Source organism: Friedmanniella luteola, from assembly GCF_900105065.1.
In the GTDB taxonomy this organism is placed as follows: Bacteria; Actinomycetota; Actinomycetes; order Propionibacteriales; family Propionibacteriaceae; genus Microlunatus; species Microlunatus luteolus.
The window spans coordinates 470502-497178 of the sequence record NZ_LT629749.1; the positions used below are offsets into that span (position 1 = coordinate 470502).

General features: G+C 74.5%; 28 protein-coding genes. 12 read left to right on the forward strand and 16 right to left on the reverse strand.

Annotated elements, in window-relative coordinates; translation table 11 throughout:
- Window positions 1-45 precede the first annotated feature (45 nt).
- A complete protein-coding gene (locus tag BLT72_RS02225) occupies window positions 46-1371 on the forward strand; it encodes a glycoside hydrolase family 3 N-terminal domain-containing protein (protein WP_157720247.1) in 1326 nt (441 codons plus the stop codon).
- 24 nt (window positions 1372-1395) lie between these two features.
- On the opposite strand, the gene BLT72_RS02230 is transcribed toward BLT72_RS02225, so the two are convergent.
- From BLT72_RS02230 to mshD, 8 genes are all read right to left on the reverse strand, one after another.
- Entirely contained in the window at window positions 1396-2403 is a 1008-nt protein-coding gene (locus BLT72_RS02230; RefSeq protein WP_091409542.1) for a DUF2510 domain-containing protein, read from the reverse strand.
- A 149-nt stretch (window positions 2404-2552) separates the two neighbouring features.
- Window positions 2553-3332: a phosphate ABC transporter ATP-binding protein PstB gene (gene pstB, locus BLT72_RS02235; RefSeq protein WP_091409544.1), complete on the reverse strand. Its 780-nt coding sequence runs from the start codon at window positions 3330-3332 to the stop codon at window positions 2553-2555.
- A gap of 25 nt (window positions 3333-3357) precedes the next feature.
- A complete protein-coding gene (pstA, locus tag BLT72_RS02240; RefSeq protein ID WP_091409547.1) occupies window positions 3358-4425 on the reverse strand; it encodes a phosphate ABC transporter permease PstA in 1068 nt (355 codons plus the stop codon).
- Window positions 4425-5450: a phosphate ABC transporter permease subunit PstC gene (gene pstC, locus BLT72_RS02245; RefSeq protein WP_091409551.1), complete on the reverse strand. Its 1026-nt coding sequence runs from the start codon at window positions 5448-5450 to the stop codon at window positions 4425-4427. Before pstC ends, pstA begins: the two co-directional genes overlap by 1 nt.
- Window positions 5451-5553: 103 nt before the next feature.
- Entirely contained in the window at window positions 5554-6678 is a 1125-nt protein-coding gene (locus BLT72_RS02250) for a phosphate ABC transporter substrate-binding protein PstS (RefSeq protein WP_091409555.1), read from the reverse strand.
- Window positions 6679-6914: 236 nt separating this feature from the next.
- Window positions 6915-7859, reverse strand: coding sequence for an NUDIX hydrolase (locus BLT72_RS02255; RefSeq protein ID WP_091409558.1), 945 nt, complete (start codon window positions 7857-7859; stop codon window positions 6915-6917).
- A 137-nt stretch (window positions 7860-7996) separates the two neighbouring features.
- Window positions 7997-10147, reverse strand: coding sequence for an RNA degradosome polyphosphate kinase (locus BLT72_RS02260; protein WP_091409560.1), 2151 nt, complete (start codon window positions 10145-10147; stop codon window positions 7997-7999).
- Window positions 10148-10245: 98 nt separating this feature from the next.
- Complete coding sequence (gene mshD / locus BLT72_RS02265) at window positions 10246-11151, reverse strand: mycothiol synthase (RefSeq protein ID WP_091409563.1); 906 nt, start codon at window positions 11149-11151, stop codon at window positions 10246-10248.
- 80 nt (window positions 11152-11231) lie between these two features.
- Here mshD and BLT72_RS02270 point away from each other — a divergent pair, with 80 nt between their 5' ends.
- The 3 genes from BLT72_RS02270 to ppk2 all read left to right on the forward strand — a co-directional run bounded on the left by BLT72_RS02270 (window position 11232) and on the right by ppk2 (window position 13817).
- Complete coding sequence (locus tag BLT72_RS02270) at window positions 11232-11861, forward strand: hypothetical protein (protein ID WP_091409566.1); 630 nt, start codon at window positions 11232-11234, stop codon at window positions 11859-11861.
- On the forward strand, window positions 11845-12804 hold the full coding sequence (locus BLT72_RS02275) for an aminoglycoside phosphotransferase family protein (RefSeq protein ID WP_091409570.1): 960 nt from the start codon (window positions 11845-11847) through the stop codon (window positions 12802-12804). The genes BLT72_RS02270 and BLT72_RS02275 overlap by 17 nt, the downstream gene beginning before the upstream one ends.
- A 92-nt stretch (window positions 12805-12896) precedes the next feature.
- A complete protein-coding gene (gene ppk2 / locus BLT72_RS02280) occupies window positions 12897-13817 on the forward strand; it encodes a polyphosphate kinase 2 (RefSeq protein ID WP_231930534.1) in 921 nt (306 codons plus the stop codon).
- Here ppk2 and BLT72_RS02285 read toward each other — a convergent pair.
- Entirely contained in the window at window positions 13804-14496 is a 693-nt protein-coding gene (locus BLT72_RS02285; RefSeq protein WP_091409573.1) for a winged helix-turn-helix transcriptional regulator, read from the reverse strand. The genes ppk2 and BLT72_RS02285 overlap by 14 nt on opposite strands.
- A gap of 98 nt (window positions 14497-14594) precedes the next feature.
- Here BLT72_RS02285 and BLT72_RS02290 point away from each other — a divergent pair, with 98 nt between their 5' ends.
- The 4 genes from BLT72_RS02290 (at window position 14595) to BLT72_RS02305 (ending at window position 16918) form a co-directional block, all read left to right on the forward strand.
- On the forward strand, window positions 14595-14864 hold the full coding sequence (locus BLT72_RS02290) for a MoaD/ThiS family protein (protein WP_091409577.1): 270 nt from the start codon (window positions 14595-14597) through the stop codon (window positions 14862-14864).
- A 353-nt stretch (window positions 14865-15217) separates the two neighbouring features.
- Window positions 15218-16066: a sulfurtransferase gene (locus tag BLT72_RS02295; RefSeq protein ID WP_091409580.1), complete on the forward strand. Its 849-nt coding sequence runs from the start codon at window positions 15218-15220 to the stop codon at window positions 16064-16066.
- A gap of 47 nt (window positions 16067-16113) precedes the next feature.
- Window positions 16114-16416 (forward strand): DUF1416 domain-containing protein, encoded by a 303-nt coding sequence (locus BLT72_RS02300; RefSeq protein ID WP_091409584.1) that lies wholly within the window; start codon window positions 16114-16116, stop codon window positions 16414-16416.
- Between the two features lie 91 nt (window positions 16417-16507).
- Window positions 16508-16918, forward strand: coding sequence for a hypothetical protein (locus tag BLT72_RS02305; protein ID WP_091409587.1), 411 nt, complete (start codon window positions 16508-16510; stop codon window positions 16916-16918).
- Window positions 16919-16939: 21 nt separating this feature from the next.
- On the opposite strand, the gene dtd is transcribed toward BLT72_RS02305, so the two are convergent.
- The 5 genes from dtd to BLT72_RS02330 all read right to left on the reverse strand — a co-directional run bounded on the left by dtd (window position 16940) and on the right by BLT72_RS02330 (window position 20494).
- Window positions 16940-17365: a D-aminoacyl-tRNA deacylase gene (dtd, locus tag BLT72_RS02310; RefSeq protein WP_091409592.1), complete on the reverse strand. Its 426-nt coding sequence runs from the start codon at window positions 17363-17365 to the stop codon at window positions 16940-16942.
- Window positions 17366-17368: 3 nt separating this feature from the next.
- Window positions 17369-17737 (reverse strand): VOC family protein, encoded by a 369-nt coding sequence (locus BLT72_RS02315; RefSeq protein WP_091409595.1) that lies wholly within the window; start codon window positions 17735-17737, stop codon window positions 17369-17371.
- 37 nt (window positions 17738-17774) lie between these two features.
- The gene (locus BLT72_RS02320) at window positions 17775-18074 is read right to left on the reverse strand and encodes an alpha/beta fold hydrolase (protein WP_197677172.1); all 300 of its coding nucleotides are present in this window, start codon (window positions 18072-18074) and stop codon (window positions 17775-17777) included.
- Between the two features lie 93 nt (window positions 18075-18167).
- On the reverse strand, window positions 18168-19811 hold the full coding sequence (gene sppA, locus BLT72_RS02325) for a signal peptide peptidase SppA (protein WP_091409598.1): 1644 nt from the start codon (window positions 19809-19811) through the stop codon (window positions 18168-18170).
- A gap of 68 nt (window positions 19812-19879) precedes the next feature.
- Window positions 19880-20494, reverse strand: coding sequence for a helix-turn-helix domain-containing protein (locus BLT72_RS02330; protein WP_091409600.1), 615 nt, complete (start codon window positions 20492-20494; stop codon window positions 19880-19882).
- A gap of 99 nt (window positions 20495-20593) precedes the next feature.
- On the opposite strand from BLT72_RS02330, the gene BLT72_RS02335 reads away from it, so the two are divergent.
- The 3 genes from BLT72_RS02335 to BLT72_RS02345 are packed head-to-tail and all read left to right on the forward strand — an operon-like array spanning window position 20594 to window position 23414.
- Complete coding sequence (locus BLT72_RS02335) at window positions 20594-21601, forward strand: NAD(P)/FAD-dependent oxidoreductase (protein WP_091409603.1); 1008 nt, start codon at window positions 20594-20596, stop codon at window positions 21599-21601.
- Window positions 21598-22320, forward strand: coding sequence for a ThuA domain-containing protein (locus tag BLT72_RS02340; protein ID WP_091409606.1), 723 nt, complete (start codon window positions 21598-21600; stop codon window positions 22318-22320). The genes BLT72_RS02335 and BLT72_RS02340 overlap by 4 nt, the downstream gene beginning before the upstream one ends.
- Window positions 22317-23414, forward strand: a complete 1098-nt coding sequence (locus tag BLT72_RS02345; RefSeq protein WP_091416496.1) for a Gfo/Idh/MocA family protein — start codon at window positions 22317-22319, stop codon at window positions 23412-23414. The genes BLT72_RS02340 and BLT72_RS02345 overlap by 4 nt, the downstream gene beginning before the upstream one ends.
- Before the next feature lie 52 nt (window positions 23415-23466).
- On the opposite strand, the gene BLT72_RS02350 is transcribed toward BLT72_RS02345, so the two are convergent.
- Together BLT72_RS02350 and BLT72_RS02355 are read right to left on the reverse strand one after the other, a co-directional pair.
- Entirely contained in the window at window positions 23467-24117 is a 651-nt protein-coding gene (locus BLT72_RS02350; protein WP_091409610.1) for a hypothetical protein, read from the reverse strand.
- A complete protein-coding gene (locus tag BLT72_RS02355; protein ID WP_231930279.1) occupies window positions 24114-26135 on the reverse strand; it encodes an elongation factor G in 2022 nt (673 codons plus the stop codon). The genes BLT72_RS02350 and BLT72_RS02355 overlap by 4 nt, the downstream gene beginning before the upstream one ends.
- A gap of 163 nt (window positions 26136-26298) precedes the next feature.
- Between BLT72_RS02355 and BLT72_RS02360 the strand changes: the two genes are divergently transcribed.
- Window positions 26299-26670 (forward strand): DsrE family protein, encoded by a 372-nt coding sequence (locus BLT72_RS02360; RefSeq protein WP_091409615.1) that lies wholly within the window; start codon window positions 26299-26301, stop codon window positions 26668-26670.
- Window positions 26671-26677 lie beyond the last annotated feature (7 nt).

Sequence of the window (26677 nt, forward strand, 5' to 3'; positions counted from 1 at the left end):
CCAACGGAGGCTCGTTGATGGAACAGTTGCCCCGGGAGGTCTCACATGTCGTCATCGATGCCCGTCCGCCGCCGCCTGCGGCCCGGGCTCACCGCGCTGGTGCTCGGTCCGCTGCTGGTCGGGCTGGGCTCCTGCGGGGTCCTCGGCGCGGCGCCCGCGCCCAGCACCTCGAGCGCGGCCGCTCCGACGGGCGCGAGCCCGGCAGCCCCGTCGTCGTCCCCGGCCGGAGGGCCGTCGGCGTCCGCGTCGGCCAGTGCGGGCGGTCCGGCCGGCCCGGCGTCCACGCCGAGCGGCACGCCGTCCTCCGGGGCGACCCCCGCCGGGGACGCGGCCGGCCGCTGCGCCGCGCTGGTGCGACGGCTGACGCCGGAGGAGCGGGTGGGGCAGCTGCTGATGGTCGCGGTCACCTCGACCGGGATGACCGCCGAGCAGGCCGCCGCCGTCGGCCGGACGCAGGCCGGCAGCGTCATCCTGCTGGGCAACTCCACGGCCGGGTTGAAGGCCGTCCAGGGCGTCGTCGCGGACGTCCGCGCGGCCGCGGTCCGCCCGCAGCGGGTCAACGTCCTGCTGGCCGCCGACCAGGAGGGGGGGCTCGTCCAGCGGCTCGCGGGCGAGGGCTTCTCCGACATCCCGTCCGCCCAGCAGCAGGCGAGGCTGTCGGACGAGGAGCTGGCGTCGAAGGCCGAGACCTGGGGCGACCAGCTGGACCGCGCCGGCATCAACGCCGACCTCGCGCCCGTCGCCGACGTCGTCCCGCGCGAGCTGGCGGCGGTCAACGAGCCGATCGCCGGGTTGCGCCGGGGCTACGGCTCCTCGCCGTCGGTGGTCGCCGCGAAGGTCGACGCCTTCACCAGCGGCCTGGGGGAGGCCGGCATCGCCACCGCCGTCAAGCACTTCCCGGGGATCGGGAAGGTGCGCGGCAACACCGACACCGCCACCCGGGTCGTCGACACCACGACCACCCGTCGCGACCCCGGCCTGGCCGGCTTCCGGGCGGCCGTCGACGCCGGCGTCGACATGGTGATGGTGTCCTCGGTCGTCTACACCAAGATCGACCGCGCCCGGCAGGCCGCGTTCTCGGCCACCGTGGTGGACGGGATGATCCGCGGCGACCTCGGATTCGACGGGGTGGTCATCTCCGACGACCTCGCCGCGGCGGCGGTGCAGGACTTCACACCCGGCCGGCGGGTCGTGGGCTTCGTCCGGGCCGGCGGGGACCTCGCGATCGTCGGCGACCCGACGGAGGCGACGACCATGGCGCAGGCGCTGGTGGAGCGCGCGGCGGCGGACCCGGCGTTCGCCACCCGGGTCGACGAGAGCGCCGCCCGGGTGCTGGCCCTCAAGGACCGGAGGGGCCTCGCGGACTGCTGAGCCGCCGCCCGCCCCGGGGAGCCGTCAGCCGTCGACCTGCAGCTGCGCCAGCGCGTCGCGGGCCGGCTGGACCAGCTCGGGGCGGGTGTCGGGGATCGAGGCGTAGTACAGGCCGGAGGTCGCGCCGGCGGAGACGATGGCCACGAGCAGCAGCTCGCCCTTGGTCTGGAGGCCGTCGATCTCGAAGCTCAGCTGGGACTCCACGACCCAGGCGTCGTGCCCGTCGATGGTGGCCTGCTGGTTGACCTTGACCTCGCTGGTCACCGGGGCGTCGCCGTAGAAGGCGCCGAGGATGCACTTCACGACCACCTGCGAGCCCTGCTCGGGGGAGAAGAAGCCGTCCCCGGCCTGCAGCTCGGCGACCAGGATCGAGGCGACCCAGCTCGACCTGGGCTGGTACTCGGCCTCGACGGTGATCTGCTGCACCTTGGTGTCGGTGCCGAAGGGCACCCGGTCGTCGTACTCCGGGGGCGACCAGGGGGCACCCAGCCGCGGGTAGGAGACGGGACCGCCGTGCACCCGGCCGTCGGCGGGGTCGGGGGTGGCCGTCGGGTTCTCCTCGGGTGTCGGGCAGGCGTTCTGGCTGCCCTGGCCGCCGGGGATCGGGGAGAACCCGCCGCCGGAGCCGGTGGCGGCCCGCACGGCCACCACGGCGAGGACGACCAGGACCACGACGACGGCGGCCCCGGCCAGCCACCAGCCCAACGGGCTGCGCTTGCGGGCCGTCTGCTGGTACTGCGGGTAGGCGTGACCAGCGGCCCCGGAGGTCGCGTAGCCGGCGCCCGGGCCGGCCCCCGAGCCGCCGGTGTGGCCGCCGCCGTAGGCCTGGCCGGAGCCGTAGCCGGTGCCGGTCCCCGGCTGAGCACCGAGCGGTTGGGCGGACGCGGGAGCGGGCGCGTTCACGAGGCCCTGGGCGGGCGCCGGGGCGCTGGGGTTGGGGGAGGTCGCGGCGGACCAGGCCCGCCCGTCCCAGTAGCGGTAGAGGTCCTGCCCACCGCCGGGATCGGGGTACCAGCCTGCCTGTGCGCTCACGCCGGCGAGTCTAGGCGGTGGGTGGGGTGCGACCAGGGTCGTTCACGGGGTCGTCACCCAACCCACAGGCCTGTCTCAGGACGTGTGGCTGCCGACCCCCCAACCAGGCACACGGAGCGCGGTCCGCGCCCGAGCGGAGCGAGGGCAACTCAGCCGAAGCGGCCGGTGATGTAGTCCTCGGTCGCCTTCTCGTTCGGGTTGGAGAAGATCTTCTCCGTCGAGCCGATCTCCACCAGCCGGCCCGGCTTGCCCTGGGCGGCGAGGTTGAAGAACGCCGTCTGGTCGCTCACCCGGGCGGCCTGCTGCATGTTGTGGGTGACGATCACCACCGTGTAGTCCTCCTTCAGCTCACCGATCAGGTCCTCGATGGCGAGCGTGGAGATGGGGTCGAGCGCCGAGCACGGCTCGTCCATCAGGATGACCTCGGGCTGGACGGCGATGGCGCGGGCGATGCAGAGCCGCTGCTGCTGACCACCCGAGAGGCCGGAGCCGGGCTTGTCGAGCCGGTCCTTCACCTCGTTCCACAGGTTCGCGCCCTGCAGCGAGGTCTCCAGCAGCTCCTTCGACTTGGCGGAGGACATCCGCTGGTTGTTCAGCCGCACCCCGGCCAGCACGTTGTCCGCGATCGACATGGTGGGGAAGGGGTTCGGGCGCTGGAACACCATCCCGACCTGGCGCCGCACCCGCACCGGGTCGACGCCCGGGCCGTAGAGGTCGTCGCCGTCCAGCCGGACCGAGCCCTCGACGTAGGCGCCGGGGATCACCTCGTGCATCCGGTTGAGGGTGCGGAGGAACGTCGACTTGCCGCACCCGGACGGACCGATGAAGGCGGTGACGGTCCGGGGCTCGACGGTCAGCTGGACGTCCTCGACCGCCTTGAAGGAGCCGTAGTAGACGTTGAGGTCCTTGACCTCGATGCGCTTCGACATGTCTGTTCTTCCTGGGTGCGCCGGCTCAGCGGCCGGTCTTGGGAGCGAAACGGGCGGCGATGAGGCGGCCGGCGAGGTTGAGCACCATGACGATGATGACCAGGGTCAGGGCGCCGGCCCAGGCCCGGTCGACGTAGGCCGAGGCCGGGTTGCCCTGGTCGACGTAGGAGCGGTAGACGAACACCGGCAGCGTCATCATCGGACCGTCGAGCGGGGAGTTGTTGAGGCTCTGGGTGAAGCCGGACGCGACCAGCAGCGGCGCCGTCTCCCCGATCACCCGGGCGATGGCGAGCATGACGCCGGTGACGATGCCGGCCAGCGCCGTCGGCAGCACCACCTTGGTGATGGTCAGCCACTTCGGCACCCCGAGCGCGAAGGCGGCCTCGCGGAGCTCGTTCGGGACGATCTTGAGCAGCTCCTCGACCGAGCGGACGACGACGGGGATCATCAGCACGCTCAGGGCGACGGCGCCGGCCAGGCCGGACTTGGTGCCCGGGCCGAAGAAGATCACGAACAGGGCGTAGGCGAAGAGCCCCGCGACGATCGACGGGATGCCCGTCATCACGTCGACGAAGAAGGTGATGCTGCGGGCCAGCCGACCGCGGCCGTACTCGACCAGGTAGATGGCGGCGAGCAGGCCGATGGGGACCGAGATCAGGGTGGCGATGCCGGTGACCCAGAGGGTCCCGGTGATCGCGTGCACCGCGCCGCCGCCCTCGCCGACCACGCTGCGCATCGAGTAGGTGAAGAAGGTGCCGTCGAACCGGTCGGCCCCGCGACCGACCACCGAGACCACGAGCGAGATCAGCGGCAGCAGCGCCAGGCCGAAGGCGCTGGTGACCAGGGTGGTCGCCAGCCGGTCCTTGGCCTTGCGGGAGCCCTCGACGGCGGCCGAGAGGGCCGTGGACACGACGACGTAGAGCAGCACCGCCACGAGGAGGACGCGGATCAGGCCGAGCGAGCCGAACGCGGCGAAGAGCGACAGCGAGGCGACCAGGCACACGGCCAGCAGCAGGCCGGTGGACCAGCGCGGCAGCCGGCCGGCGGTCAGCGTGACCGGGCCCGGCGGGCGGGTGGCGACGGAGGTGCTCATCAGTTGGCTCCCGAGAACTCTTTGCGCCGGTTGATGACCGCGCGCGCGACGCTGTTGACGGCCAGGGTGATCACGAACAGCACGAGGCCGGTGGCGATCAGCTGGTTGGTGCCCAGGCCGTAGGCCTCGGGGAAGGACAGGGCGATGTTGGCCGCGATGGTGCTGGGGTTGGTCGACTGCAGCAGCGCGAACGAGATGATGGCCGACGGCGAGAGGACGAGCGCGACCGCCATCGTCTCGCCCAGGGCGCGGCCGAGACCCAGCATGCTCGCCGAGATGATCCCGGGGCGGGCGAACGGCAGCACCGCCATCGTGATCATCTCCCAGCGCGTCGCGCCGAGGGCGAGCGCGGCCTCCTCGTGCAGGCGCGGGGTCTGCAGGAAGACCTCGCGGCTGAGGGCGGTCACGATCGGCAGGATCATCACGGCGAGGACCAGGGCGGCGGTGAAGATCGTCCGGCCGGTGCCCGAGGCGGGGCCGGCGAAGAGCGGGATGAAGCCGAGGTTCTCGGTCAGCCAGAGGTAGACCGGCTGGACCAGCGGGCCGAGCACGCTGATGCCCCACAGGCCGTAGACGACCGAGGGCACGGCGGCCAGCAGGTCGATCACGTAGCCCAGCCCTGCCGCCAGCCGGCGGGGGGCGAAGTGGGAGATGAACAGGGCGATGGCGATGGCGACCGGGACGCCCATGACCATCGCCAGGAAGGCGGCCCAGACGGTGCCGAAGGCGAGCGGCAGCACGTAGCGGAGGGTGTTCCCGAAGGGCAGGTCGTCCACCGCGCTGGTGAAGGCCGGGATGCCCTGCGCCACGAGGAAGGCGGCCACCAGGGCCAGGATGATGAGGATCAGGGTGCCCGAGCCGGTCGAGAGCCCCTCGAAGATCCGGTCACCGGGCCGCTTCACGGCCTTGGTGGCCGTCGTCGCGGCAGTGCGGCGGGGCGGCTCCGCCGGGGGCGGGTCCGCCCTGAAGGTCGGCGCACTGCCCACCTGGGTGTCGGCGATCCGATCGGGTTCGATCTGCGTCATGTCCCCTGCTCCACGGAAGTGGTGGCTGTTGGACCACATCGAACCACCGACGACCCCTCCCCGGAGGAGTGGTCGTCGGCGGTCCCGTGGCGGATCTCCTGGATCAGGAGATCTTGGCGGCCGCGGCCTCGACCTCGGTGGACAGCTTCTCCGACAGCGGCGCCATCTTGGCGGTCGCGACGGCGTCCTGCTGGCCCTTGGCGGACGCGACGTAGCTGAGGTAGCCCTTCACCTTGGCGGCGACGGCCGGGTCCTCGTACTTCTCGCAGGCGATGGCGTAGGACAGCAGCACGACGGGGTAGACGTCGCCCTCGGCCTTGCGGTCGATCTTGACGACGATGTCGCTGGCGCTGCGGCCCTCGGTGTCGCGCGGGGAGTTGTCGATGACGGCTGCGGCGGCCTCGGCCGACGGGGCCAGGAACTTGTCGCCGACCTTGATCTCGGCCACGCCCAGGTCGCCGGCCTTCGAGGCGTCGGCGTAGCCGATCGTCCCGTTGCCGTTGGTCACCGCGTCCACCACACCCGAGGTCTGCGGGGCGGCCTCGCCGCCCTCGTAGGCCCACTCGCCGTCGGGCTCGGCGTCCCACACCGACGGGGCGACGGTGTGCAGGTAGTCGGTGAAGTTCTCGGTGGTGCCCGAGTCGTCCGCGCGGTGCACGGCGGTGATGTTGGTGCTGGGCAGGGTGGCGCCCTCGTTCAGCGCCTTGATCTTGGCGTCGTCCCAGGTCTTGATGTCGCCCTTGAAGATGCCGGCGAGGGTCTCCGCGTCGAGCTTCAGGTCGTCGACGCCGTCGAGCTTGTAGATGACGGCGATGGGCGAGACGTAGATCGGCAGGTCGATCGCGGCCGAGCCGTCGGCGCAGCGCGAGGAGCTCAGCGACGCGGCCGAGGCCTCCTCGGCGGTCAGCGCGCGGTCCGAGCCGGCGAAGTCGGCCCCGCCACCGGCGAAGGCGTCACGGCCGGCGCCCGAGCCGTCGGGGGAGTAATTGACGGTGACGTCGGGGTTCGCGGTCTGGAAGGCGGCGGCCCAGGTCTCCTGCGCGGTGGCGGCGGACGAGGCGCCGATCCCGGTGAGGGTGCCGGTCAGGCTGGCGGTGCCGGCGCTCCCGCTCCCGCTGGCGGCCGGCTCGGTGCCGCTGCCGCCCTCGTTGGCCGCGCAGGCCGAGAGGCCGAGCGAGAGCGAGGCGACTGCTGCGCACGCAGCAACGCTCAGGCGTGAGATCTTCACGGGTCCCCTTTCGGAAGGACATGATGGAGCACTGGTGAGTTCAGGTCCGGGGACGTCGTCGTGACCCCCGTCGACCCGCAACGTACGCAGCGGAGTTGTCCGGTTGGACCGCGCGAGGTGAACGCTGGGTGAACGAACGGCGCGAAGCCTGCTCAGGGGCTTGACGCGGCGGCGCCCGGGTCTTCGGCGCTGGACGCTTCAGGTCATCGACCGGCGGGCCGGCCGGCGCGACGCCCTCAGGCCTGGGGGCGGTGCCGCTCCAGGGCGTGCACCTCGCCGTCCCCGGTCAGGTGGGCGACGAGGAACTCCCCCGTCACCAGCGACGTCGGCACCATGTCGAGCGCCTCGAGGACGTGCGGCAGCACCGGCCGGTGGACGCAGATGACCGTCGGGAGGTGGTCGGCCGCCGCCTGGTTGCGGATCCGGGTGACCAGCCGCGCGACGCCCTTGGCGTCGGAGGTGCCCTCCTCCTCGCTGAGCTGGCCGTAGGTCTCCACCCGCAGCTCGCGGTGGTGCGCGTAGGGCATCAGCGTGCTGATGCAGCGGGCGGAGGTCGAGCTGACCAGCCGTTCGGCGCCGTAGGCCGCCAGCATCGGGATCAGCAGCCGGGCCTGCCGGCGGCCGCGGGAGTTGATCGGCCGGGCCGCGTCCTTGCGGGACCAGTCCTTGCGGTCCATCGCCTTGGCGTGCCGGACGATCACCAGCGGCGTCGTGACCGGCTGGGTCAGCTGCTGCTGGACCAGGAAGCGGTCGTGCTCGAAGGTGAGCCGGCTGAGGGCTGCCTTCAGGGGCAGCCAGGAGACGACGTCGACCTCGTGGTCGGGGGCCCGGCCGACCGCCGAGACCACCGAGCCCGACCACCAGTCGACGCGCTTGAGCCCTGCCCCGCGGTCGTAGGTGACCTGGTCCAGCGGGCTGCCCAGCCGGATGGAGACACCGGTCTCCTCCTGGACCTCCCGGACCGCGCACGCCGGCAGCGACTCCCCGGCCTCCAGCTTGCCCTTCGGCAGCGACCAGTCGTCGTAGCGCTTGCGGTGCACGATCACCACCTCGGTGCCCCGGGTCGGGTGCTCCCGGGTGACCAGGGCGCCCGCCGCCAGGACCGGCCGCTGACGCGGGCGCGTGCGGCTCGTGGTGCGGCCGGCGGCCACCGGCCGCTCCAGCATCTTCACCGGCACCACGACGCCACCCCGGACCCCCCGAGGACGCTCATCGCGCCTGCTCCGCCGTGCTCACGTGGCCCATCCCACCCCGCTCGACCACACCCTGCTCACTTCGCTCGACCACACCCTGCTCACTTCGCTCGACCACACCCTGCTCACTTCGCCCGACGCCTGCTCTTGACGCCGATCAGGTACTCCTGCATGTCCAGCAGCGGCTCGCGGTCCTCGCCGGCGGTGAACTGGGTCCAGCCACCGTCGGGCTGCAGCTTCCAGGACGCGGTGCCCTTGGCGAAGGCGATGTCGAAGAGCCCGCCGATCTCGGCGACGTGCGCGGGGTTGGTGATCGAGGCGAGGACCTCCACGCGGCGGTCGAGGTTGCGGTGCATCAGGTCGGCCGAGCCGATCCCCACCGACGGCGAGCCGCCGTTGGCGAACCAGAACAGCCGGCTGTGCTCGAGGAAGCGGCCGAGGATGCTGCGGACGCGGATGTTGTCGCTCAGCCCCGGCACGCCCGGCCGGATGGTGCAGATGCCACGCACCCACAGGTCCACCGGCACCCCGGCCTGCGACGCCCGGTAGAGCGCGTCGGAGAGGGCCTCGTCGACGAGGGAGTTGACCTTGATCCGGATGCCGGCCGGCCGGCCGGCGCGCTGGTGGTCGATCTCGCTCTCGATCCGGGCGAGGAGGCCGGTACGGATCCCGTGCGGCGCGACCAGCATCCGCTTGTAGGACGTCTCCTGGCTCATCCCGGACAGGTGGTTGAACAGCCGGCCGACGTCCTCGGTGATGATCGGGTTGGCCGTCAGCAGCCCCATGTCCTCGTACGTGCGGGCCGTCTTGGGGTTGTAGTTGCCGGTGCCGATGTGCACGTAGCGGCGCAGCCCCTCGGGCTCGTCGCGGACCACCATCGACAGCTTGCAGTGGGTCTTCAGGCCCACCAGGCCGTAGACGACGTGGCAGCCGTGCCGCTCCAGCCGGCGGGCCCAGGCGATGTTGGCCTGCTCGTCGAAGCGGGCCTTGATCTCCACCAGGCAGAGCACCTGCTTGCCGGCCTCGGCGGCCTCGATCAGCGCGTCGACGATCGGGGAGTCCCCGGAGGTCCGGTACAGCGTCTGCTTGATCGCCAGCACCTGGGGGTCGTCGGCCGCCTGCTCGATGAACCGCTGCACGCTGGTGGCGAAGGAGTCGTAGGGGTGGTGGAGCAGCACGTCGCGCTGCTTGAGCGCGGCGAACATGTCGGCCGGCTTGGCCGTCTCCACCTCCGACAGGTGCGGGTGGGTGGAGGGCAGGAAGGTCGGGTACTTCAGCTCGGCCCGGTCGATGTCGGCCAGCGCGAACAGCCCGCGCAGGTCCAGCGGCCCCGGGACGTGGAAGACCTCCTTCTCGGCGATGTCCAGCTCGCCGATCAGCAGCTCGAGCATCTTCGGGTCGATGTCGTCCTCGACCTCCAGCCGCACCGGCGGACGGCCGACCTTGCGCCGCAGCAGCTCCTTCTCCAGCGCCAGCAGCAGGTTCTCGGCGTCGTCCTCCTCGACCTCGACGTCCTCGTTCCGGGTCACCCGGAAGGTGTGGTGCTGGACGACCTCCATGCCGCTGAACAGCTGGTCGAGGTGCTGGGCGATGACGTCCTCGAGGGCGACGTAGCGGCCCTCGGTGAGCGGCAGGAAGCGGGACAGCACGCTGGGCACCTTCACCCGGGCGAACTGGCGGACGCCGGTCTCGGGGTTGCGGACCAGCACCGCGAGGTTGATCGACAGCCCGGAGATGTAGGGGAAGGGGTGCGACGGGTCGACGGCCAGCGGCGTGAGGACCGGGAAGATGCGCTCGGCGAACAGCTCGTCCATCCGGTCGCGCTCGTCGTCGTTGAGCTGGTGCCACTTGAGGATCTCGATGCCGGCCTCGGCCAGCTCGGGCCGCACCTCCTCCTGGAACACCCGGGCCTGCTCCCGCACCAGCTCGCGGCTCCGGGCGAGGATCGTCGCGTGCACGTCGCGGGGCATCGACCCGCTCACGGTGGGCACGGCGACGCCCGCGGCGATCCGGCGCTTCAGCCCGGCCACCCGCACCATGTAGAACTCGTCGAGGTTGCTGGCGAAGATGGCCAGGAACTTGGCCCGCTCCAGGACCGGCACCCGGGGACGGTCCTTCGCGAGGTCCAGCACCCGGTTGTTGAAGGCCAGCCAGGACAGCTCCCGGTCGAGGAAGCGGTCCGGCGGCAGGTGCGGCGGGGGAGCGTCGGGGTCCGCGAGCGGGTCGCCGGCCGTCCCCCGGATGCTGGTGAGGGGTGACACGTCGACTGCGTCCATCCGGTCTCCTGAGGTGCGGCCCGCGGTCGCCCGGCCCCTCGCGACGCCGGTGGAGCGCGGCGCGGTCGCGACGTCGGGGGGTCCGGGTGTCCGGGGGCTCACGGTTGGGCGTACATCACATCACGGCTGGCTGTGCTGAAGCCACGCCCGGTGTACAGGCCGACGGCCCCGGCGTGGTCCCCCTCGACGTACAGCTCCACCTCGGTGTCGCCCACCGCCCGCAGGTGCTGCAGGCCCGTGTCCAGCAGGGCGCCGCCGAGGCCCTGGCCGCCGGCGCCCGGGTCGACGCCCAGCACGTACACCTCGCCGAGCGTGCCGGGGTGCTGCTTGGTCCAGTGGAAGCCCACCAGCACCCCCGCCCGCTCGGCCAGGAAGAACCCGCCCGCGTCGAACCACGGCTCGGCCATCCGCAGGGCGAGGTCGTCGGCGGTGATGGCGCCCTGCTCGGGGTGGGAGGCGAAGGCGCGGGCGTTGACGCCCAGCCAGGCCTGCTCGTCGCGGCCGGGCTCGAAGGTGCGGATCTCGACGCCGTCGGGGACGCGCGGTGCGCGCAGTCCCGCGTCCAGCGGGCGCGTCATCACCAGCAGCTCCCGGGCGGGCACCAGGCCCACGTGCCGCGCCAGCACCTGCGCGGCGGGACGGTCGCCCACCGCCCAGACCTGCAGCCGGCTGGGCGCCTGCGCGACCAGCTGCCGGAGCAGCGACGTCCCCACCCCCTGGCGCCGTTGCCCGGGGTGCACGACCAGCTGCCCCGTGCTGGACCCGAGCCCGCGCTCCAGCTGGGCGTAGCCGCGGAGGGGCGCACCGTCGGCCACGTCCGCGCCGTCGGCGGGCAGGGCGAGCACGTGCCGCACGTCGCCGGGGTGCTCGAGGGCCAGCAGCGCGGCCTCGTTCAGCGCGCTCGCACCGTCGACCACGGCCGCGTCGGCCACCAGCCGGCGCACCGCGTCGGCGTGGGCCGGGTCGAGCCGTTCCAGGGTGGTGGTCCGGACCGAGCGCGCCATACCGCCGACAGTAGGGGATCTATGCTGGCCGGTGCTGGCCCGCCCCGCCCCGGGCGCGGGCGACGCCTGAGGGGACGTGGATGCGCGACGAGGAGTACCAGGCCGACCAGGTCGCCGCCTACGGGGCGAGCGGCCAGCCGGCCGTCGCCGCGCGGATGACCCCGCACCTGCGGATCACCCAGGTCGGGACCGCCGCCGCCGCCGCGTCGGTGCTGGCCGCCGTCGGGGCCCTGGTCACCTTCCCCCGGTTCACCACCGCGACGGCGTCCGGCGTCGGCTGGGGGGCGTTCCTGCTGGTCTGCGCGGTGCTGGTGCTCGGCATCTGCGTGCTGCAGCTGCTGGCCTGGCGCCAGGCGATGGCCTGGTGGCGCGGCGAGCGCGCCACCGGACCGCGGACGCTGGCCCCCTTCTCCTGGTGGGCCCACGTCGCCTCCTACCCCGTCGCCGTCGGCGCCCTCTTCGCCGCGATGGCGGGCTGTGCGGCCGCGGGCTGGTCGGCCACGGCGGCCGCGCTGATGGCGCTCTCCCTCGTGCTGCTGCTGGGCGGCCAGATCCTCGGCGCCGTGCAGTACGTCCGGCCCGAGGGCCCGCCCGGGACCGTGCCCGCCCACATGCGCCGGCTGCTGGCCCGGGAACGGGCCCGGCAGGAGGCCGCGGCGGCGATCGTCGAGCGGGACACCCCGCAGCCCGGCGATGCCCCCCGCCGCTGACCGGGCCCCCGTCCCGGCCGTCGAGGTCCCGGCGGCGCTGGCCGCCTCCCACCGGCGCTACTTCGGCGCTGCCGGCGACCGCTGGGTCGCTGCGCTGCCCGGGCTGGCCGCGCACTGGCTGGACCGCTGGTCGCTGACGCCGGACGGCCCCGCCGCCTCGGGTGCGGTGGCCCTGGTGCTGCCCGTGCGCCGGGCCGACGGCACCCCCGCCGCGCTCAAGGTGCAACCCGTCGACGACGAGACGGTCGGCGAGGGGCTGGCCCTCCGGCTCTGGGCCGGCCGGGGCGCCGTCGCCCTGCTCGAGCACGACGAGGCCAGCGGGACGATGCTGCTCGAGCGGCTCGACGCGGCGCGCAACCTGCTGTCCGAGCCGGACGACCGGACGGCGACGAGGCTGATCGCGGACCTGCTGGCCCGGTTCAACGCCGTGACCGCCCCACCGGTGCTCCGCCGGCTGGTCGACGTCGCCGGCGCCACCCTCGCGTCGGTGCCGCAGGCGCTCGCGCTGGCGGCCGACCCGGCGGAGCGCGCGCTGCTCGGGCGGGTGGCCGGGCTGCTCGCCGAGCTGCTGACCGAGCCGGTCGGGGACCGGCTGCTGCACTGGGACCTGCACCACAGCAACGTGCTGGCCACCCTCGACGGCGCCGGCTGGCGGGCGATCGACCCGAAGCCGCTCGCGGGTGACCCGGGGTTCGAGCTGCTGCCCGCCCTCTGGAACCGGTGGGACGCCGTGGTCGCGACCGGGGACGTGCCGCGCGCCGTCCGGGCCCGCTTCGACCTGATGACCGAGGTGATGGGCCTCGACCGGGGCCGCGCGGCGGCCTGGACCGCGGTCCGGGTGCTGCAGGACGCCTGCTGGGACCTCACGTCCGGGCGGTCGGTGACCATCTCCCCGCCGCACCGGGCCGTCGCCCAGGCGGTGCTGGAGCGGCGGCCCGGGTGAACGGCCGTTCACCCGGGCGTCGCCCGCCGGTCGCCGCGGCGCGCTAGAACACCGGCGTGAGCGACGTGTGGAGCCCGGGGCTGCGCGAGCAGCTGCTCTGGCTGAAGGAGCGCTACGGCGCCGAGGACTTCACGGTGGAGGAGCTCGACGACGACGACCCGGTCCTGCGGGCCGTCGACGGCCCGGTCGTCGACACCTGGCGCGAGGGCTACCCCTACGCCGAGCGGCTGTCGACGGAGGTCTACGAGCGCGAGAAGCGGCTGCTGCAGATCGAGCTGCTCAAGCTGCAGCGCTGGACCAAGGCGACGGGCGGTCGGCTGGTCGTGGCGTTCGAGGGCCGCGACGCCGCGGGCAAGGGCGGCACGATCAAGCGGCTCACCGAGCACCTCAACCCCCGCACCGCCCGGGTGGTCGCGCTGGAGAAGCCGACCGACCGCGAGGTGCGGCAGTGGTACTTCCAGCGCTACGTCGACCACCTGCCGGCGGCCGGGGAGATCACGCTGTTCGACCGCTCCTGGTACACCCGCGCCGGTGTCGAACGGGTGATGGGCTTCTGCACCGACGCCGAGCACGCGCAGTTCCTGCGGCAGGCCCCCCGGTTCGAGGAGCTGCTGATCGACGACGGCTTCGACCTGGTGAAGTTGTGGTTCTCGGTGTCCAAGCGCGAGCAGAGCACCCGGTTCCTGATCCGGCAGATCGACCCGGTGCGGCAGTGGAAGCTCTCGCCGATGGACCTCGCGTCGCTCGACAAGTGGGAGGCCTACACCGCGGCGAAGGAGGAGATGTTCGCGGCGACCGACACCGACACGGCGCCGTGGACGGTGGTCAAGAGCAACGACAAGTTGCGCGCGCGGCTGGAGGCGATGCGTTTCCTGCTGCACCGGGCCGACTACGACGGGAAGGACGCCGAGGTGGTCGGGGTGCCGGACCCGAGGATCGTCGGGCGGGCGTCCGAGGTCTACGAGCTGGGGGAGCGGGTGGCGGGTGGGGCCGGAGCGCTCAGCCCGAGGTGACGCGGTTCGGCTCCTCGACGGGGGCGACGAAGCGGTAGCCCACGTTGCGCACGGTGCCGATGACCGACTCGTGCTCGGGGCCCAGCTTGGCCCGCAGCCGCCGCACGTGGACGTCGACGGTGCGGGTGCCGCCGTAGTAGTCGTAGCCCCAGACGTCGCTCAGCAGCTGCTGGCGGCTGAACACCCGGCCCGGGTGCTGGGCGAGGTACTTCAGCAGCTCGAACTCGGTGTAGGTGAGGTCCAGCTGGGTGCCGTTGAGCTTGGCGGAGTAGCCGGCCTCGTCGATGACGATGTTGCCGGTCTGGATCAGCGGGTCGGCGCCGGCGGCGACGGACGGCGTCATCGCCAGCCGGAGCCGGACGTCCACCTCGGCGGGGCCGGCGGTGGCCAGCAGCAGGTCGTCGAACCCCCAGTCGGAGGACAGCGCCGCCAGACCGCCCTCGCTGGCGATGACGAGCAGCGGCGACTCCTTGCCGGTGGTCTCGATCAGCCGGCACAACGAGCGCGCCCCGACGAGGTCGCGGCGGGCGTCGAGGAGGATGACGTCGGCGGCCGGAGCGTCGAGCAGTGCGGTGGCCTCGGCCTGGGCGACCTTCACGTGGTGCGGGAGCAGCTCCAGCGCCGGCAGGATCTCCGAGGACGTGTGCATGTCGTTGGTGAGGAGCAGCAGGGTCGCCATCCGGGGCCTCCTCGGCAAGGGGGTTGCTGTGACGCGTGGTGCTCCGGCGAACCCCGGCGGTGTGGCCAGGGCCACGGTGCATGCCCGACACTACTGCAATGCCGAGTGTTCACCTCCACTACTGGGCGGGGGCCCGGGCGGCCGCCGGCACCGTCTCGGAGGTGGTCGAGGCGGGCTCCGTCCGGCAGGCGCTGGAGCTCGCCGGGACCGGCCGGGACGCCCGTTTCGCCCGCGTGGTCGCCGCCTGCTCGCTGCTCGTGGACGGCCTGGCCGCCCGCGACGCCGAGCTCGACGCACCGCTCGACCGACCCGTCCGGGTCGAGGTCCTGCCCCCTTTCGCCGGCGGTTCCGGCCCGCCCAGGGTGTGAACGAGATCACCGCACGACCGCTCAGCATGTGGACGCTTCAAGTATTCATCCACATGGTGGACAGCAGTACCAGCATGCGGGACTTCGCTTGGGTGCACCGGACGCGCCGTCGTACCGTGAGCCTGTGACCACCAAGAAGGTGTGGGCCCTCGTGCTCACCCGGCGCAGGGCCGTCGACCACGGCCGCATGCGCTCCTCCTTGTGTCGGTCCCCCCGGCTCTAGGACGCCTCGCTGCCCTGGTGCGCTCTCCGCGCCCGCGTCCCCGCCGTCTCCCGCCCGCTCACGCACGGATCTGCGTGGACCCCAGCGCGCCCGGCACCGCCGGGCACCAGCACACAGGAGTGATCAGCACATGAGCAGGTCAGAAGCACTCGTCGACATCGACTGGGTCGCCCAGCACGGCAGCGACGACGGCGTGGTCCTCGTCGAGGTCGACGAGGACACCACGGCCTACGACGGCGGCCACATCGAGGGCGCCGTGAAGCTGGACTGGAAGGCCGACCTGCAGGACCCGGTGCGCCGCGACTTCGTCGACCAGGCCCAGTTCGGTGCGCTGCTGTCCGAGCGCGGCATCGCCAACGACGACACGGTCGTGCTGTACGGCGGCAACAACAACTGGTTCGCGGCCTACGCGTACTGGTACTTCAAGCTGTACGGCCACGGCGACGTGCGGCTGATGGACGGCGGGCGCAAGAAGTGGGAGCTCGAGGCGCGGCCGCTGAGCACCGAGAAGGTCACCCGCCCCGCGACGAGCTACACCGCCTCGGCGCCCAACAACGACATCCGCGCGTTCCGCGACGAGGTCGTGGCGGCGATCGGCACCAAGAGCCTGGTCGACGTCCGCAGCCCCGACGAGTTCGCCGGCCGGCTGCTGGCCCCGGCGCACCTGCCGCAGGAGCAGTCGCAGCGCGGCGGCCACATCCCGACCGCGGTGAACGTCCCGTGGAGCAAGGCGGCCAACGACGACGGGACCTTCAAGTCCGACGACGAGCTGCGCACGCTCTACGGCGCGGCCGGCGTCGACTTCGACGGCGACATCATCGCCTACTGCCGGATCGGCGAGCGCAGCTCGCACACCTGGTTCGTGCTGCAGGAGCTGCTCGGCCAGCCGAACGTCAAGAACTACGACGGCTCCTGGACCGAGTACGGCTCGCTCATCGGCGTCCCCATCGCCGTCGGCGACGAGCCCGGCCAGGCCTGACGGTCCGACCACCACCCCACCGCGTCACCCATCCCGAGGAGAACACCATGTGCGGAGCCACCACGGGCGGCCTCAGCGTCGCCGGCATCGACACCACCAAGGAAGCGGTGATCCAGGGGCGCGTGCTGCGGTCCGGGAACCCCGTCTCCGGCGCCTACGTGCGGCTGCTCGACGCCGACGGCGAGTTCACCGCCGAGGTCCCGACCTCGGCCACCGGGCACTTCCGGTTCTTCGCCGGGGACGGCGCGTGGACGCTGCGCACGCTGGCCCCCGGGGCGAAGACGGACCGGGTCGTCCGGGCGGCGCGGGGCAGCGTGGCCGAGGTGGACGTCGAGCTCGAGGCCGCCTGACCCTCCCGGTCGGGTGCACCCTGCCCCGGGACGACGGCGACGTCGTCGTTCCCGGGGTGCAGGGGAGCCGGCTCCGGTAGTCTCTGACGCGATGTCCTCCCCTGCTGCACCCCCGCCCCCCGGCCGCCCGTGGTCGGCCGCGACGACCGACCCGGGGCTCGACGCCGTCGAGTCGCTCTACCGCGGGGCGACCGGTCGCTCGGGGCTGCGGGCCTTCGAGCCAGCACTGCGCCCGCCCGAGGGCACCCTGGACCACAGCTGGTTGTTCCGGCCGGACCAGCCCGCCGCCAGCCCGCGGGCTGCGACCGCGGGGGACGCCACCACCGGTGCCGGTCGGGCGCTGCTCACCACGACCTCCGGCCTGGCCGTCCTCACGCCGGCGCCGGCCGTGCGGTGGTCACCCACCACCCGGCCCGCCGCCCGGCGTTGGCCGGCGGCCGCGCTGCTCGCCGGCGGTCTCGGCTGCGCGCTGCTGCTGCTCGCGTTCCTCACCGCCCGCTGACCGGTCGCCGGCCGGTCGCCCTCAGGAGTCCAGGACCAGCGTGACCGGACCGTCGTTGGTCAGGCTCACCTGCATGTCAGCGCCGAACACCCCGGTCTCGACGTGGGCGCCCCGCCTCCGCAGCGCGTCGACGAACGCCTCCACCAGCGGCTCGCTGACCGGTCGCGGTGCCGCCGCGCTCCACGACGGCCGGCGGCCCTTGCGCGTGTCGGCGTAGAGGGTGAACTGGCTGACCACCAGCAGCGGGGACTCCTCCTGGGCGGCCGACCGCTCCCCGTCGAGGATCCGCAGGGTCCAGACCTTCTCGGCCAGCCGGTCGGCGTCGGCCGGGGTGTCGGCGTGGGTCACGCCCACCAGCACCAGCAGGCCCGGCCCGGGCAGGGCGCCCACCACGGCACCGTCCACCTCGACGCGGGCCGACGACGCCCGCTGCACCACCAGCCGCACGGCTCAGCCCCCTGCGGGCAGGGTGACCAGGCAGAACGGGTGCCCCACCGGGTCGGCGAGCACGCGACAGGTCGGGCCGCCGCCCGGGAGCCGGGTCGCCCCGAGCCGCAGCGCCGCCTCCTGGGCCACGTCGAGGTCCTCGACGCGCACGTCGAAGTGCCGGTGCTGCGGACGGTCGCCGTCGGGCCAGGTGGGCGGCCGGAAGTGCGCGATCCGGGCGAAGGCGACGCCGGGCCGGTCCGCGGCGTCGCCGATGACCACCCAGTCGCCCTCGTCCTGGACCCGCAGCATCCCGAGCAGCTCCTCGTAGAACGACGCGAGGGCGCCGGGGTCCGGGCAGTCGATCACGATCCCGTGCAGGCGTCCGATCATGCGCCCGAGTCTGGCACCCGCCAGCGATCCGCGGCCCTCAGCCGACGGGCCCCGGGCGCAGGAAGTCGAGGAGCGCGGCGGTCAGGACCGCGGGCGCCTCCTCGGCGACGTGGTGCCCGCAGTCCAGGCCGTGCCCGCGCAGGTCGGTGGCCCAGGGCCGCCAGACCGCCAGCGGGTCGCCGACCAGCCGGACCAGGTCGTCGCGCGACGACCAGAGCAGCAGCAGGGGGCAGTCGACCGTGCGGCCGGCGGCCCGGTCGGTGAACCCGGCCTCGACCAGCCGCGGCGCGACCCGGTGCCAGGTGGCCGAGGTCCGCGGGTGGCCGTGCAGCAGCACGAGGGCGGGCCCGCGCCCCGTGCCGCAGGAACACCGCGGACCCGTCGACGTCCACCGTCTCGGCGGCGAAGCCCTCGAACACGGCTGGAGCGCTCAGCGCAGCCGGAGGGCCGGCATCGTGAGCTCGGCCCCGGCGGGCAGGCCGAGGGCCCGGGTCAGGTCGGTGAGCCCGGGCCAGGCCGTGACCGCGGACGCCGCGCGCGGGTCCTCGCTGTTGCGGGCCCGGCCGATCCGCGCCGCGGGCGGCAGGTGCACGGCCGGGCCGACCGGGGCGTCGTCGGGCAGCCCGGCGCGCTCCCGGGCGATCCGGACGGCGTCCTGCAGGCCGCCCAGCTCGTCGACCAGCCCGCGCTCCCGGGCCTCGCGGCCGGTCCAGACCCGGCCCCGGGCCAGCGGCTCGACCTCCGCGACCGGCCGGCCCCGCCCGGCGGCGACCTTGCCGACGAAGTCGTCGTAGATGGCGTCGACCGTCGCGGCCAGCCGCTCCCGCTCCTGCTCGCCGAAGGGCCTGCGCGAGGAGTACATCCGGGCGTGCTCGCCCTGCTGCACGGCGCCGGTGGTCAGCCCGGCCCGGTCCAGCAGGTCGCTGACCACGAACTTGCCGCCGAAGACGCCGATGGACCCGGTCAGCGTGGCGGGCAGGGCGACGATGACGTCGGCCGGCGCGGCGATGTAGTAGCCGCCGGACGCCGCGAGCGCCCCCATCGAGACGACGACCGTCCGGCCCGACTCGCGCACCCGGCACACCTCGCGCCAGATGGTCTCCGAGGCCACGGCCGAGCCGCCGGGGGAGTCGACGTGCAGCACGACCGCCTTGACCTGGTCGTCGGCGAGCGCGGCGCGCAGCTCGGCGGCCACCGAGTCGCTGCCCAGCTGGCGGCCCATCGGTCCCCGGCGGCTGCGGCCGCTGCCGATCCCGCCGTGGGCGCGGACGAGGGCCACCCGGCCCGGCTTGGACCACGGGAGGGCCGGCAGCGTGCGGCGCGGCGACCAGCGGTCGGCGAAGAGCAGCTCGGCCTCCTCACCCACCTCGGCGCGGAGCGCGGCGTAGACCTGGTCGCGGTAGCCGAGCCGGTCGACGAGACCGACCTCGAGGGCCTCCGCGGCGGTGCGCGGGCCGGTGTCGACGAGCTCGCGGACCCGCTCCTCGCCCAGCCCGCGGCCGGCGGCCACCCGCCCCACGGCCTCGTCCAGCAGCGAGCTGGTCAACCCCTCGAGCGAGGCCCGGTGCGCCTCGGTGAAGCCGGTCCGGGTGAAGGTGTCGACGGCGTTCTTGTACTCGTGCCGCTGCTCGAACTCCGGCTGGACACCCAGCTTGGCCAGCGCACCCCCGAGGAAGGTGGTCTCCGCCGCCACGCCGAGGAGCCCGACACCACCGCCCGGCTGCAGCCACACGGTGCCGAAGGCGGTGGCGAGGACGTAGGAGGCGGTGTCGGCGACCTCGCCGAAGCTCTCGGCCCAGGCGACGGTCGGCTTCCCGCTGGCCGCGAAGGCCTGGACGCCGATCCGCAGCTCCTGGGCCGCGGCCCAGGGCAGCGGGCCGCCGACGCGGGCCACCAGCCCCGCGACGCGGGGGTCGTCCGCCGCCTCGTGCAGCGCGCGGAGCGTCGGCCGCAGCAGCCGCTTGCCGCGGGTGCGCAGCCGGGCCAGCGGGTCACCCGGGTCGGGGTCGACGGGCAGGTCGGTGAGGTCCAGCTCGAGCAGCAGCGGCGTCCGGGTCCCGGGGAGCGAAGGCATGGCCCCACGGTAGGCGCGCGGCCGCGGCAGCGGGCTGAGAAGTGGACGGCAGAGGCGCTGAGGGGCCCTCAGCCGGGGGCGGGCGGTGAGCGCCGCGGCCGCGCGCGGACGTGCATCCGCTCGCCCTGCGGGCCGAACAGGCTGAGGACCTCGAGGGTGCCCGGACCGGGGTTGCCGAACCAGTGCGGGGTGCGGCAGTCGAACTCCGCCACCTCGCCGGCCTCGAGGGTGAGGTCGTGGGCGCCGAGCCGCAGCCGCAGCCGGCCCGCCAGGACGTAGACCCACTCGTAGCCCTCGTGGGTCTGCTGCTCGGGGTCCGCCGGGGCCGACCGGGGTGGCGGGTAGACCATCTTGTACGCCTGGGTCCCGCCGGGCCGGCGGCTCAGCGGCACCATCGTCACGCCGGCGCGGACCACCGGGCGCGGGTGCACCCGGGGGTCGCCGGTCTCCGGCGCCCCGACCAGGTCGTCCAGGGGCACCTGGTGCACGCGGGCCAGCGGCAGCAGCAGCTCCAGCGTCGGCCGGCGCTGCCCCGACTCCAGCCGGGACAGCGTGCTGACCGAGATCCCCGTCGACGCCGACAGCGCGGCCAGCGTCGCCCCCCGCTGCCGGCGCAGGTCCCGCAGCCGGGGGCCCACCGCGTCCAGCACCGCCTGCGGGACCAGCCCGTCGTCGTCGCTCACGAGGTCAGGACAGCACAGTTCTTGCCATCCTGGCAACAGATGTTGTCGAAACGGTGGCCGCCGTCGCAGGCTGGGGGCCACGGGACCTCAGGAGGCGGCATGGAGCGGGCAGCAGGGCAGGACCAGTACGACGCGGTGGTGGTGGGCGGCGGCAGCGCCGGGCTGAGCGGGGCCCTGGCCCTGGGCCGGGCCCGGCGCCGGGTGCTGGTGGTCGACGCGGGGGAGCCCCGCAACGCACCGGCCGAGGGGGTGCACAACTACCTGACCAGCGAGGGGATGTCGCCGGCCGCGCTGATCACCGCGGGGCGGGCGGAGGTGGCGGCGTACGGCGTCGAGGTGCGGAGCGGCCGGGTGAGCGCTGCCGCCCCGGTCGACGCGGGCCCCGGGCGGCGCGCCTTCACCGTCGACCTCGAGGACGGCAGCCGCGTCACGGCCCGTCGGCTCCTCGTCACCACGGGGCTGACCGACGTGCTGCCGGACGTGCCCGGGGTCGCGGAGCGGTGGGGCCGTGACGTCGTGCACTGCCCGTACTGCCACGGCTACGAGGTGCGGGACGCACCGATCGGCGTGCTGGGCACCGGCCCGCTCGCGGTGCACGCCGCCCTGCTGTTCCGGCAGTGGACGGCCGACGTCGTGCTGTTCGCGCACATGGCGCCGCCGCTGACCGGGGAGCAGGCCGAGCAGCTGGCGGCCCGGGGGATCGACGTCGTCGACGAGCCGGTGGCCGCCCTCGAGGTCACCGACGACCGGCTGAGCGGCGTCCGGCTGGTCTCGGGCGCCGTGGTCCCGCGGGGCGTCGTGGCGGTCAGCCCCGGCTTCGTCGCCCGGTCGGCGGTGCTCGCGGGCCTGGGCGTCGCCGCGGAGGACTTCCGGATGGGGGACCACGTCCTCGGCACCCACGTGCCCGCCGACCCGATGGGCGCGACGTCGGTGCCGGGGGTCTGGGTCGCCGGCAACGTCACCGACCCGATGGCCCAGGTGGTCGTCGCCGCCGGGGCGGGCCTGAAGGCCGCGGCCGCCCTCAACGCCGACTTGGTCGGGGAGGACACCGCGCTGGCGGTCGCACGGCGTCGGGCGGGGGCGGGGGCCTACGCTGGTCGCTCGTGAGCGACGACGCACCCACCCAGCCCCCCGCCTCGCGACGCGCACTCGTCGTGCGCGGCGGATGGATCGGCCACGCGCCGGTCGAGGCCTCCGACAGCTTCCTGCCCTTCCTGCGCGAGCAGGGGTTCGACGTGACCGTCGAGGACTCCCCGGAGGTGTACGCCGACGCGGAGCGGATGGCCGCCACCGACCTGGTGGTGCAGTGCGTGACCATGAGCGAGATCAGCAAGGCGGCGCTCGCCGGGCTGATGGCCGCCGTCGAGGCCGGTACCGGGCTGGGCGGCTGGCACGGCGGCATCGCGGACTCCTACCGGAACTCCGCGGCCTACCTGCACCTGGTCGGCGGGCAGTTCGCCGAGCACCCCGGCAAGGCGCTGGAGGAGCGCCTCGGGGACGCGAGCGACAACTTCGTCCCCTACACCGTCGAGCTGACGGAGGCGGGCCGCGAGCACCCCGTCACCGCCGGGCTCGGCACCCTGTCGCTGACCACGGAGCAGTACTGGGTGCTGACCGACGACTACGTCGACGTGCTGGCCACCACCACGCAGGCCGTCCGGCCGTGGGACCCGTGGACCCGGCCGGTCACCTCGCCGGCGGTCTGGACGCGGCAGTGGGGGAAGGGCCGCATCTTCGTCGCCACCCCGGGCCACAGCATGGACGTGCTGGACCAGCCCGAGGTCCGCGGCCTCGTCGAGCGCGGGCTGCTGTGGGCCGCCCGGTGAGCGCGCCGCTGCGGGTCGGCGTCGTCGGCGTCGGGCACATCAGCGCGCAGTACTTCGCGGCGTTCCCGCGACTGCCCGGGCTGCGGCTGAGCGCCGTGGCCGACCTGGACGCCGACCGGGCGGCCGTCGTCGCCGCGGAGCAGGGCGTCACCGCCTGCTCCGTGCCGGAGCTGCTGGCGGCCGACGACGTCGACGTCGTCCTCAACCTGACCATCCCCGCCGCGCACGTCGCGGTCGGGACGGCGGCGCTGCAGGCGGGCAAGCACGTCTACGCCGAGAAGCCGCTGGCCCTCACCGCTGACGAGGGGGCCGGCCTGCTCGCCGTCGCGGAGGCGGCGGGGCTGCGCGTCGGGTCGGCACCGGACACCGTGCTGGGGACCGGTCTGCAGACCGCCCGCCGGCTGCTGGACGACGGCGCGGTCGGCGAGCCGCACGCCGCGGCCGTCGCTTGGAGCTCGCCCGGCCACGAGCGCTGGCACCCGGCGCCGTTCTTCTACTACCAGCCCGGCGGCGGCCCGCTGCTGGACATGGGCCCGTACTACCTGACCGCCCTGGTCACCCTGCTGGGGCCGGTCGAGCGGGTGATGGGCGCCAGCCGCCGCTCGACGCGGGCGCGGACGGTCGGCCAGGGGCCCCAGGCGGGCGCGCCGGTCCCGGTGGAGACCGACACCACGACGAGCGCCGTCCTCGAGCACCGCGGCGGGGTCACCTCGACGCTGACGATGTCGTTCGACCGCTGGGCCACCCGGGCGCCGCTGTTCGAGGTCTACGGGACCGAGGGCACGCTCGCCGTGCCCGACCCCAACCACTTCGACGGGACCGTCGAGCTGTGGGCGCCGGCGACCGGGGCGTGGCAGCCGGCGCCGGTGGCGGGCGGCTACGCCGGGGCCGGGCGGGGCTACGGCCTGGCCGACCTGGCGCACGCGCTGGAGACGGGCCGGCCGCACCGCGCGTCCGGCGACCTGGCGCTGCACGTGCTGGAGGTGATGGACGCCGTCGGCCGCTCCAGCGCGGATCACGCCGTCGTCGAGCTGACCACCTCGGTGGACCGGCCCGAGCCCGTGCCGCTGGGCAGCACCCCCGACTCCTGGTGACGTCGCTGCGCCGTGCCGTGCAGTCACGGCACGGCGCAGCACCATCTCCTCGTCATGGGCTGGGTGCGCGGCCCCGGCTGAGCAGCGCGTCCAGGCCGGACCAGTCGGGGACGTGAGCCGGGAGCAGCTCGGCCCAGCCGCGGTCCAGCAGGGCGCGGGCGGCGGCCAGCCCCTCCTCGAGCGGCAGGGCCGCGGCCGTCGCCACCTCGGTGGCCAGGGCGTCGCGGGCCGTGCCGGTGCGGTGCACGGTCGTCCCCTCGTCCCGGTCGCGCAGCCGCAGGCCGTCCACCAGCACGGTCCGGAGCAGCCCGAGCAGCAGGTGGGTCGCGATCAGCCGGTCGCCCCGCCCCGTCTTCACCGCCACCATCGCGGCGACGAACCGCGCCTGCGCCTGCTCGTCGGGGGCGTCGACGCGCAGCCGGCCGGCGCCCCGCACCTGCAGGTCCACCCGGCGGCCGTCGCGCAGCACCAGCCGCACGACCTGCTCGTCCGCCGTCGCGGCGAGGTCGTGGGCCCAGACCTCCGCCGGGGCGACCAGCTCCGCCAGGTCGGCGTCGTCGGCCAGCCGGAGGTGCAGGTCGAGGTCGCTCCAGCCGTCGAGGGTGGCGGGCCGCCGGACCGAGCCCGCCACCGCGACCGCAGCCCGCGGACCGAGCCGGCCGGTGAGCTCGTCGGCCAGCGCCCGCTGCCACGGGCGGTTCACACCCGGCCCGCCAGCCGGGCGGCCGTCCGGAGGTAGGTCTCCCGGTCGGTGGGGTCGTGGTCGATCCGCGGCCGCTCGGGCGGCGGTCCCAGCACCGGGCGCAGGTGGTCCAGGCCGGTGGTCAACGACCCCTCGCCGCTGGTGAGCCCGGGCAGCCGGAGCCGCAGATCGTGCACCGCGGAGGCCGGGACGTGCCCGCCCACCACCACCAGCCCGTCCTCGTAGCCGGTGTCGAGCGGCACCGCGCCCAGCTGCGCGAGCACGCCGAGCACCGCCCCCTGGGCGACCCGCGGGGCCTCCAGGGTGAAGCGGTGCACGGGCTCGCAGACGCACGAGCCCGCCCGCAGCAGTGCGGTCATCAGCACCAGCGGGGTCAGGTACCGGAAGTCGGCCCCGGTGCTCGACATGGCCTTGTCGAACGTCTGGTGCGCGTGGCTCTGCCGGGGCGCGTAGCCGGAGTGCGTCATCGTCACCCTCACGTCGGGCACCGGCCAGCCGTGCGGACCGGCGGCCAGCGCGGAGCGGACGCCGTCCTCCACGGCGGTGAAGAAGGCCGCCGGCATCGCCCCCCGCTCGACCTCCAGCGCGAAGGCCAGCCCCGCTCCGAACGCGGCGGGCTCCACCCGCAGCCCGACGGTGGCCAGGAAGGGGTTGCCCACCTCGCCCATCCGCTCGACGGCGCGGCCCGATCGGCGGACCCGTTCGACGCACAGCACGCTCGAGGTGCCGAACGTGACCGCGACGCCGTACTCCTCGGCCAGCAGGGCGCCGAGCACCTCCTTCTGCACCTCGCCGTAGAGCGACACGGCGATCTCACCGCGGCTGTCGTCCTGCCGCACCTCGATCAGCGGGTCCTGCTCGGCCAGCTGGGCCAGGGCGGCGTGCAGGTCCCCCCGCCGGGCGGGCTCGACCGGTTCGACGACCGCCTCCAGCGACGGCCGGGAGAACACGGGCCGCATGGGCGTCCGGTCGACCGGGCCGAGCACGTCGCCCACCCGCGCCGTCTCCAACCCGCGGACCCGGGCGATCCGGCCGGCCGGCAGCGCGTCCGCCGGCTGCGCGCCGCCCGGGCTGTGCAGGGCCAGGGCGGTGACGCGCTCGGCACGCCCGTGACCGAGGTCCAGCCGGTCCCGCACCCGGACGGTGCCCCGCCGGAGCACCAGGTGGGTCAGCTTCTCCCCGGCCGGCCCGCGCTCGATCTTGAACACCGAGCCCGCCGGGGGCCCGTCCGCGCAGGGTCGGTGGGTGGGCAGCAGGTCCGGCAGCGCGGCCAGCAGCTCCCCGACGCCGGCGCCGGTGATGGCCGAGCCGCAGAGCACCGGCAGCACGAGGCCGCCCCGGGTCGCGCGGGCCAGCCGCCGACGCAGCTCGGGGGCGGGGAGCGGCCGGTCGTCCACGAACGCGGCCAGCACCGCGTCGTCGTGGCCGGCGAGCACCTCGGTCGCGCGGCTGCGGAGGACGGCCTCGGGCAGCGGCCGGACGACCACCCCCGCGGTGGCCGCGTCGACGACCTCCTGCAGGGCCAGCACGTCGACGCCGAGCCGGCGGCCGACCCGCTCGACGACGTCCTCGGGCCGGGCGCCGGCGCGGTCGCACTTGTTGACGAAGACGACGCAGGGCAGGCCGAGCCGGCGCAGGGCCCGGTGCAGCTTCACCGTCTGGGCCTGCACGCCCTCGACGGCGGAGACGACGAGCACGGCCCCGTCCAGCATGGCGAGGGCCCGCTCGACCTCGGCGATGAAGTCGGCGTGGCCCGGGGTGTCGAGCAGGTTCACCAGGACGTCGTCGACGACGAAGGTGGCGACGGCGGAGCGGATCGTGATGCCGCGGCGGCGCTCCAGGGCCATGGTGTCGGTCTGGGTGTCGCCCGCGTCGACGCTGCCGGCGCGGTCGAGGACCCCGGCGGCGACGAGCAGGCGCTCGGTCAGGCTGGTCTTACCGGCGTCGACATGGGCGACGACGCCCATGACCAGGGTGCGCGGCGCGAGGGTGCGCGCGGGAGTGGGGAGCAAGGGCACGTCCGTCTGGGAGGAGGGTCACCGGCTGGGTCGTGCGGGCTGCTCGCATGGCGGGATCTCCTCGGGGCTGGACGTGCAGGGGCGATGCAAGCACGCCGGCGGGCGCGGGGCCACCGGTTTTCCGCACCGGCCCGGCGGCGCCCGCGGGTGGCAGACTGCGGCCATGGACGCCGCGCCCCGCCCCCTCGTCGTCAAGGTGACCTGCGGTGCGGAGGCACCCGAGCGGGCCAACCAGGCCTGGACGGTGGCCTCGACGGCGCTGGCCGCGGGCGCCGACGTCACCGTCTGGCTGACCGGCGAGGCCGTCTGGTTCGCCGTGCCGGGTCGGCAGCCGTCGCTCGACCTGCCCCACGCGGCCGCGGTGACCGACCTCGTGGAGGCGGTGCGGTTGGGCGGCCGGATCGTGGTCTGCACCCAGTGCGCCGCCCGCCGCAGCCTCACCACCCAGGACCTGGTGGACGGCGCCACCATCGCGGGTGCCGCGTCCTTCGTCGAGGCGGTGCTGGCCGACGGCGTGCAGGCGCTCGTCTACTGAGCGACCG

What these genes read in the sequence shown, in the direction of transcription:
- BLT72_RS02315 (WP_091409595.1), bottom strand. Translation starts at nt 17,737, where the DNA reads ATGATCGGACGCCTGCACGGGATCGTGATCGACTGCCCGGACCCCGGC.
- pstC (WP_091409551.1), bottom strand. Translation starts at nt 5,450, where the DNA reads ATGACGCAGATCGAACCCGATCGGATCGCCGACACCCAGGTGGGCAGT.
- BLT72_RS02360 (WP_091409615.1), top strand. Translation starts at nt 26,299, where the DNA reads ATGGACGCCGCGCCCCGCCCCCTCGTCGTCAAGGTGACCTGCGGTGCG.
- BLT72_RS02295 (WP_091409580.1), top strand. Translation starts at nt 15,218, where the DNA reads ATGAGCAGGTCAGAAGCACTCGTCGACATCGACTGGGTCGCCCAGCAC.
- pstA (WP_091409547.1), bottom strand. Translation starts at nt 4,425, where the DNA reads ATGAGCACCTCCGTCGCCACCCGCCCGCCGGGCCCGGTCACGCTGACC.
- BLT72_RS02275 (WP_091409570.1), top strand. Translation starts at nt 11,845, where the DNA reads ATGCCCCCCGCCGCTGACCGGGCCCCCGTCCCGGCCGTCGAGGTCCCG.
- BLT72_RS02270 (WP_091409566.1), top strand. Translation starts at nt 11,232, where the DNA reads ATGCGCGACGAGGAGTACCAGGCCGACCAGGTCGCCGCCTACGGGGCG.
- BLT72_RS02300 (WP_091409584.1), top strand. Translation starts at nt 16,114, where the DNA reads ATGTGCGGAGCCACCACGGGCGGCCTCAGCGTCGCCGGCATCGACACC.
- mshD (WP_091409563.1), bottom strand. Translation starts at nt 11,151, where the DNA reads ATGGCGCGCTCGGTCCGGACCACCACCCTGGAACGGCTCGACCCGGCC.
- BLT72_RS02260 (WP_091409560.1), bottom strand. Translation starts at nt 10,147, where the DNA reads ATGGACGCAGTCGACGTGTCACCCCTCACCAGCATCCGGGGGACGGCC.
- BLT72_RS02305 (WP_091409587.1), top strand. Translation starts at nt 16,508, where the DNA reads ATGTCCTCCCCTGCTGCACCCCCGCCCCCCGGCCGCCCGTGGTCGGCC.
- BLT72_RS02225 (WP_157720247.1), top strand. Translation starts at nt 46, where the DNA reads ATGTCGTCATCGATGCCCGTCCGCCGCCGCCTGCGGCCCGGGCTCACC.
- BLT72_RS02290 (WP_091409577.1), top strand. Translation starts at nt 14,595, where the DNA reads ATGCCGAGTGTTCACCTCCACTACTGGGCGGGGGCCCGGGCGGCCGCC.
- pstB (WP_091409544.1), bottom strand. Translation starts at nt 3,332, where the DNA reads ATGTCGAAGCGCATCGAGGTCAAGGACCTCAACGTCTACTACGGCTCC.
- sppA (WP_091409598.1), bottom strand. Translation starts at nt 19,811, where the DNA reads ATGCCTTCGCTCCCCGGGACCCGGACGCCGCTGCTGCTCGAGCTGGAC.
- BLT72_RS02335 (WP_091409603.1), top strand. Translation starts at nt 20,594, where the DNA reads ATGGAGCGGGCAGCAGGGCAGGACCAGTACGACGCGGTGGTGGTGGGC.
- BLT72_RS02285 (WP_091409573.1), bottom strand. Translation starts at nt 14,496, where the DNA reads ATGGCGACCCTGCTGCTCCTCACCAACGACATGCACACGTCCTCGGAG.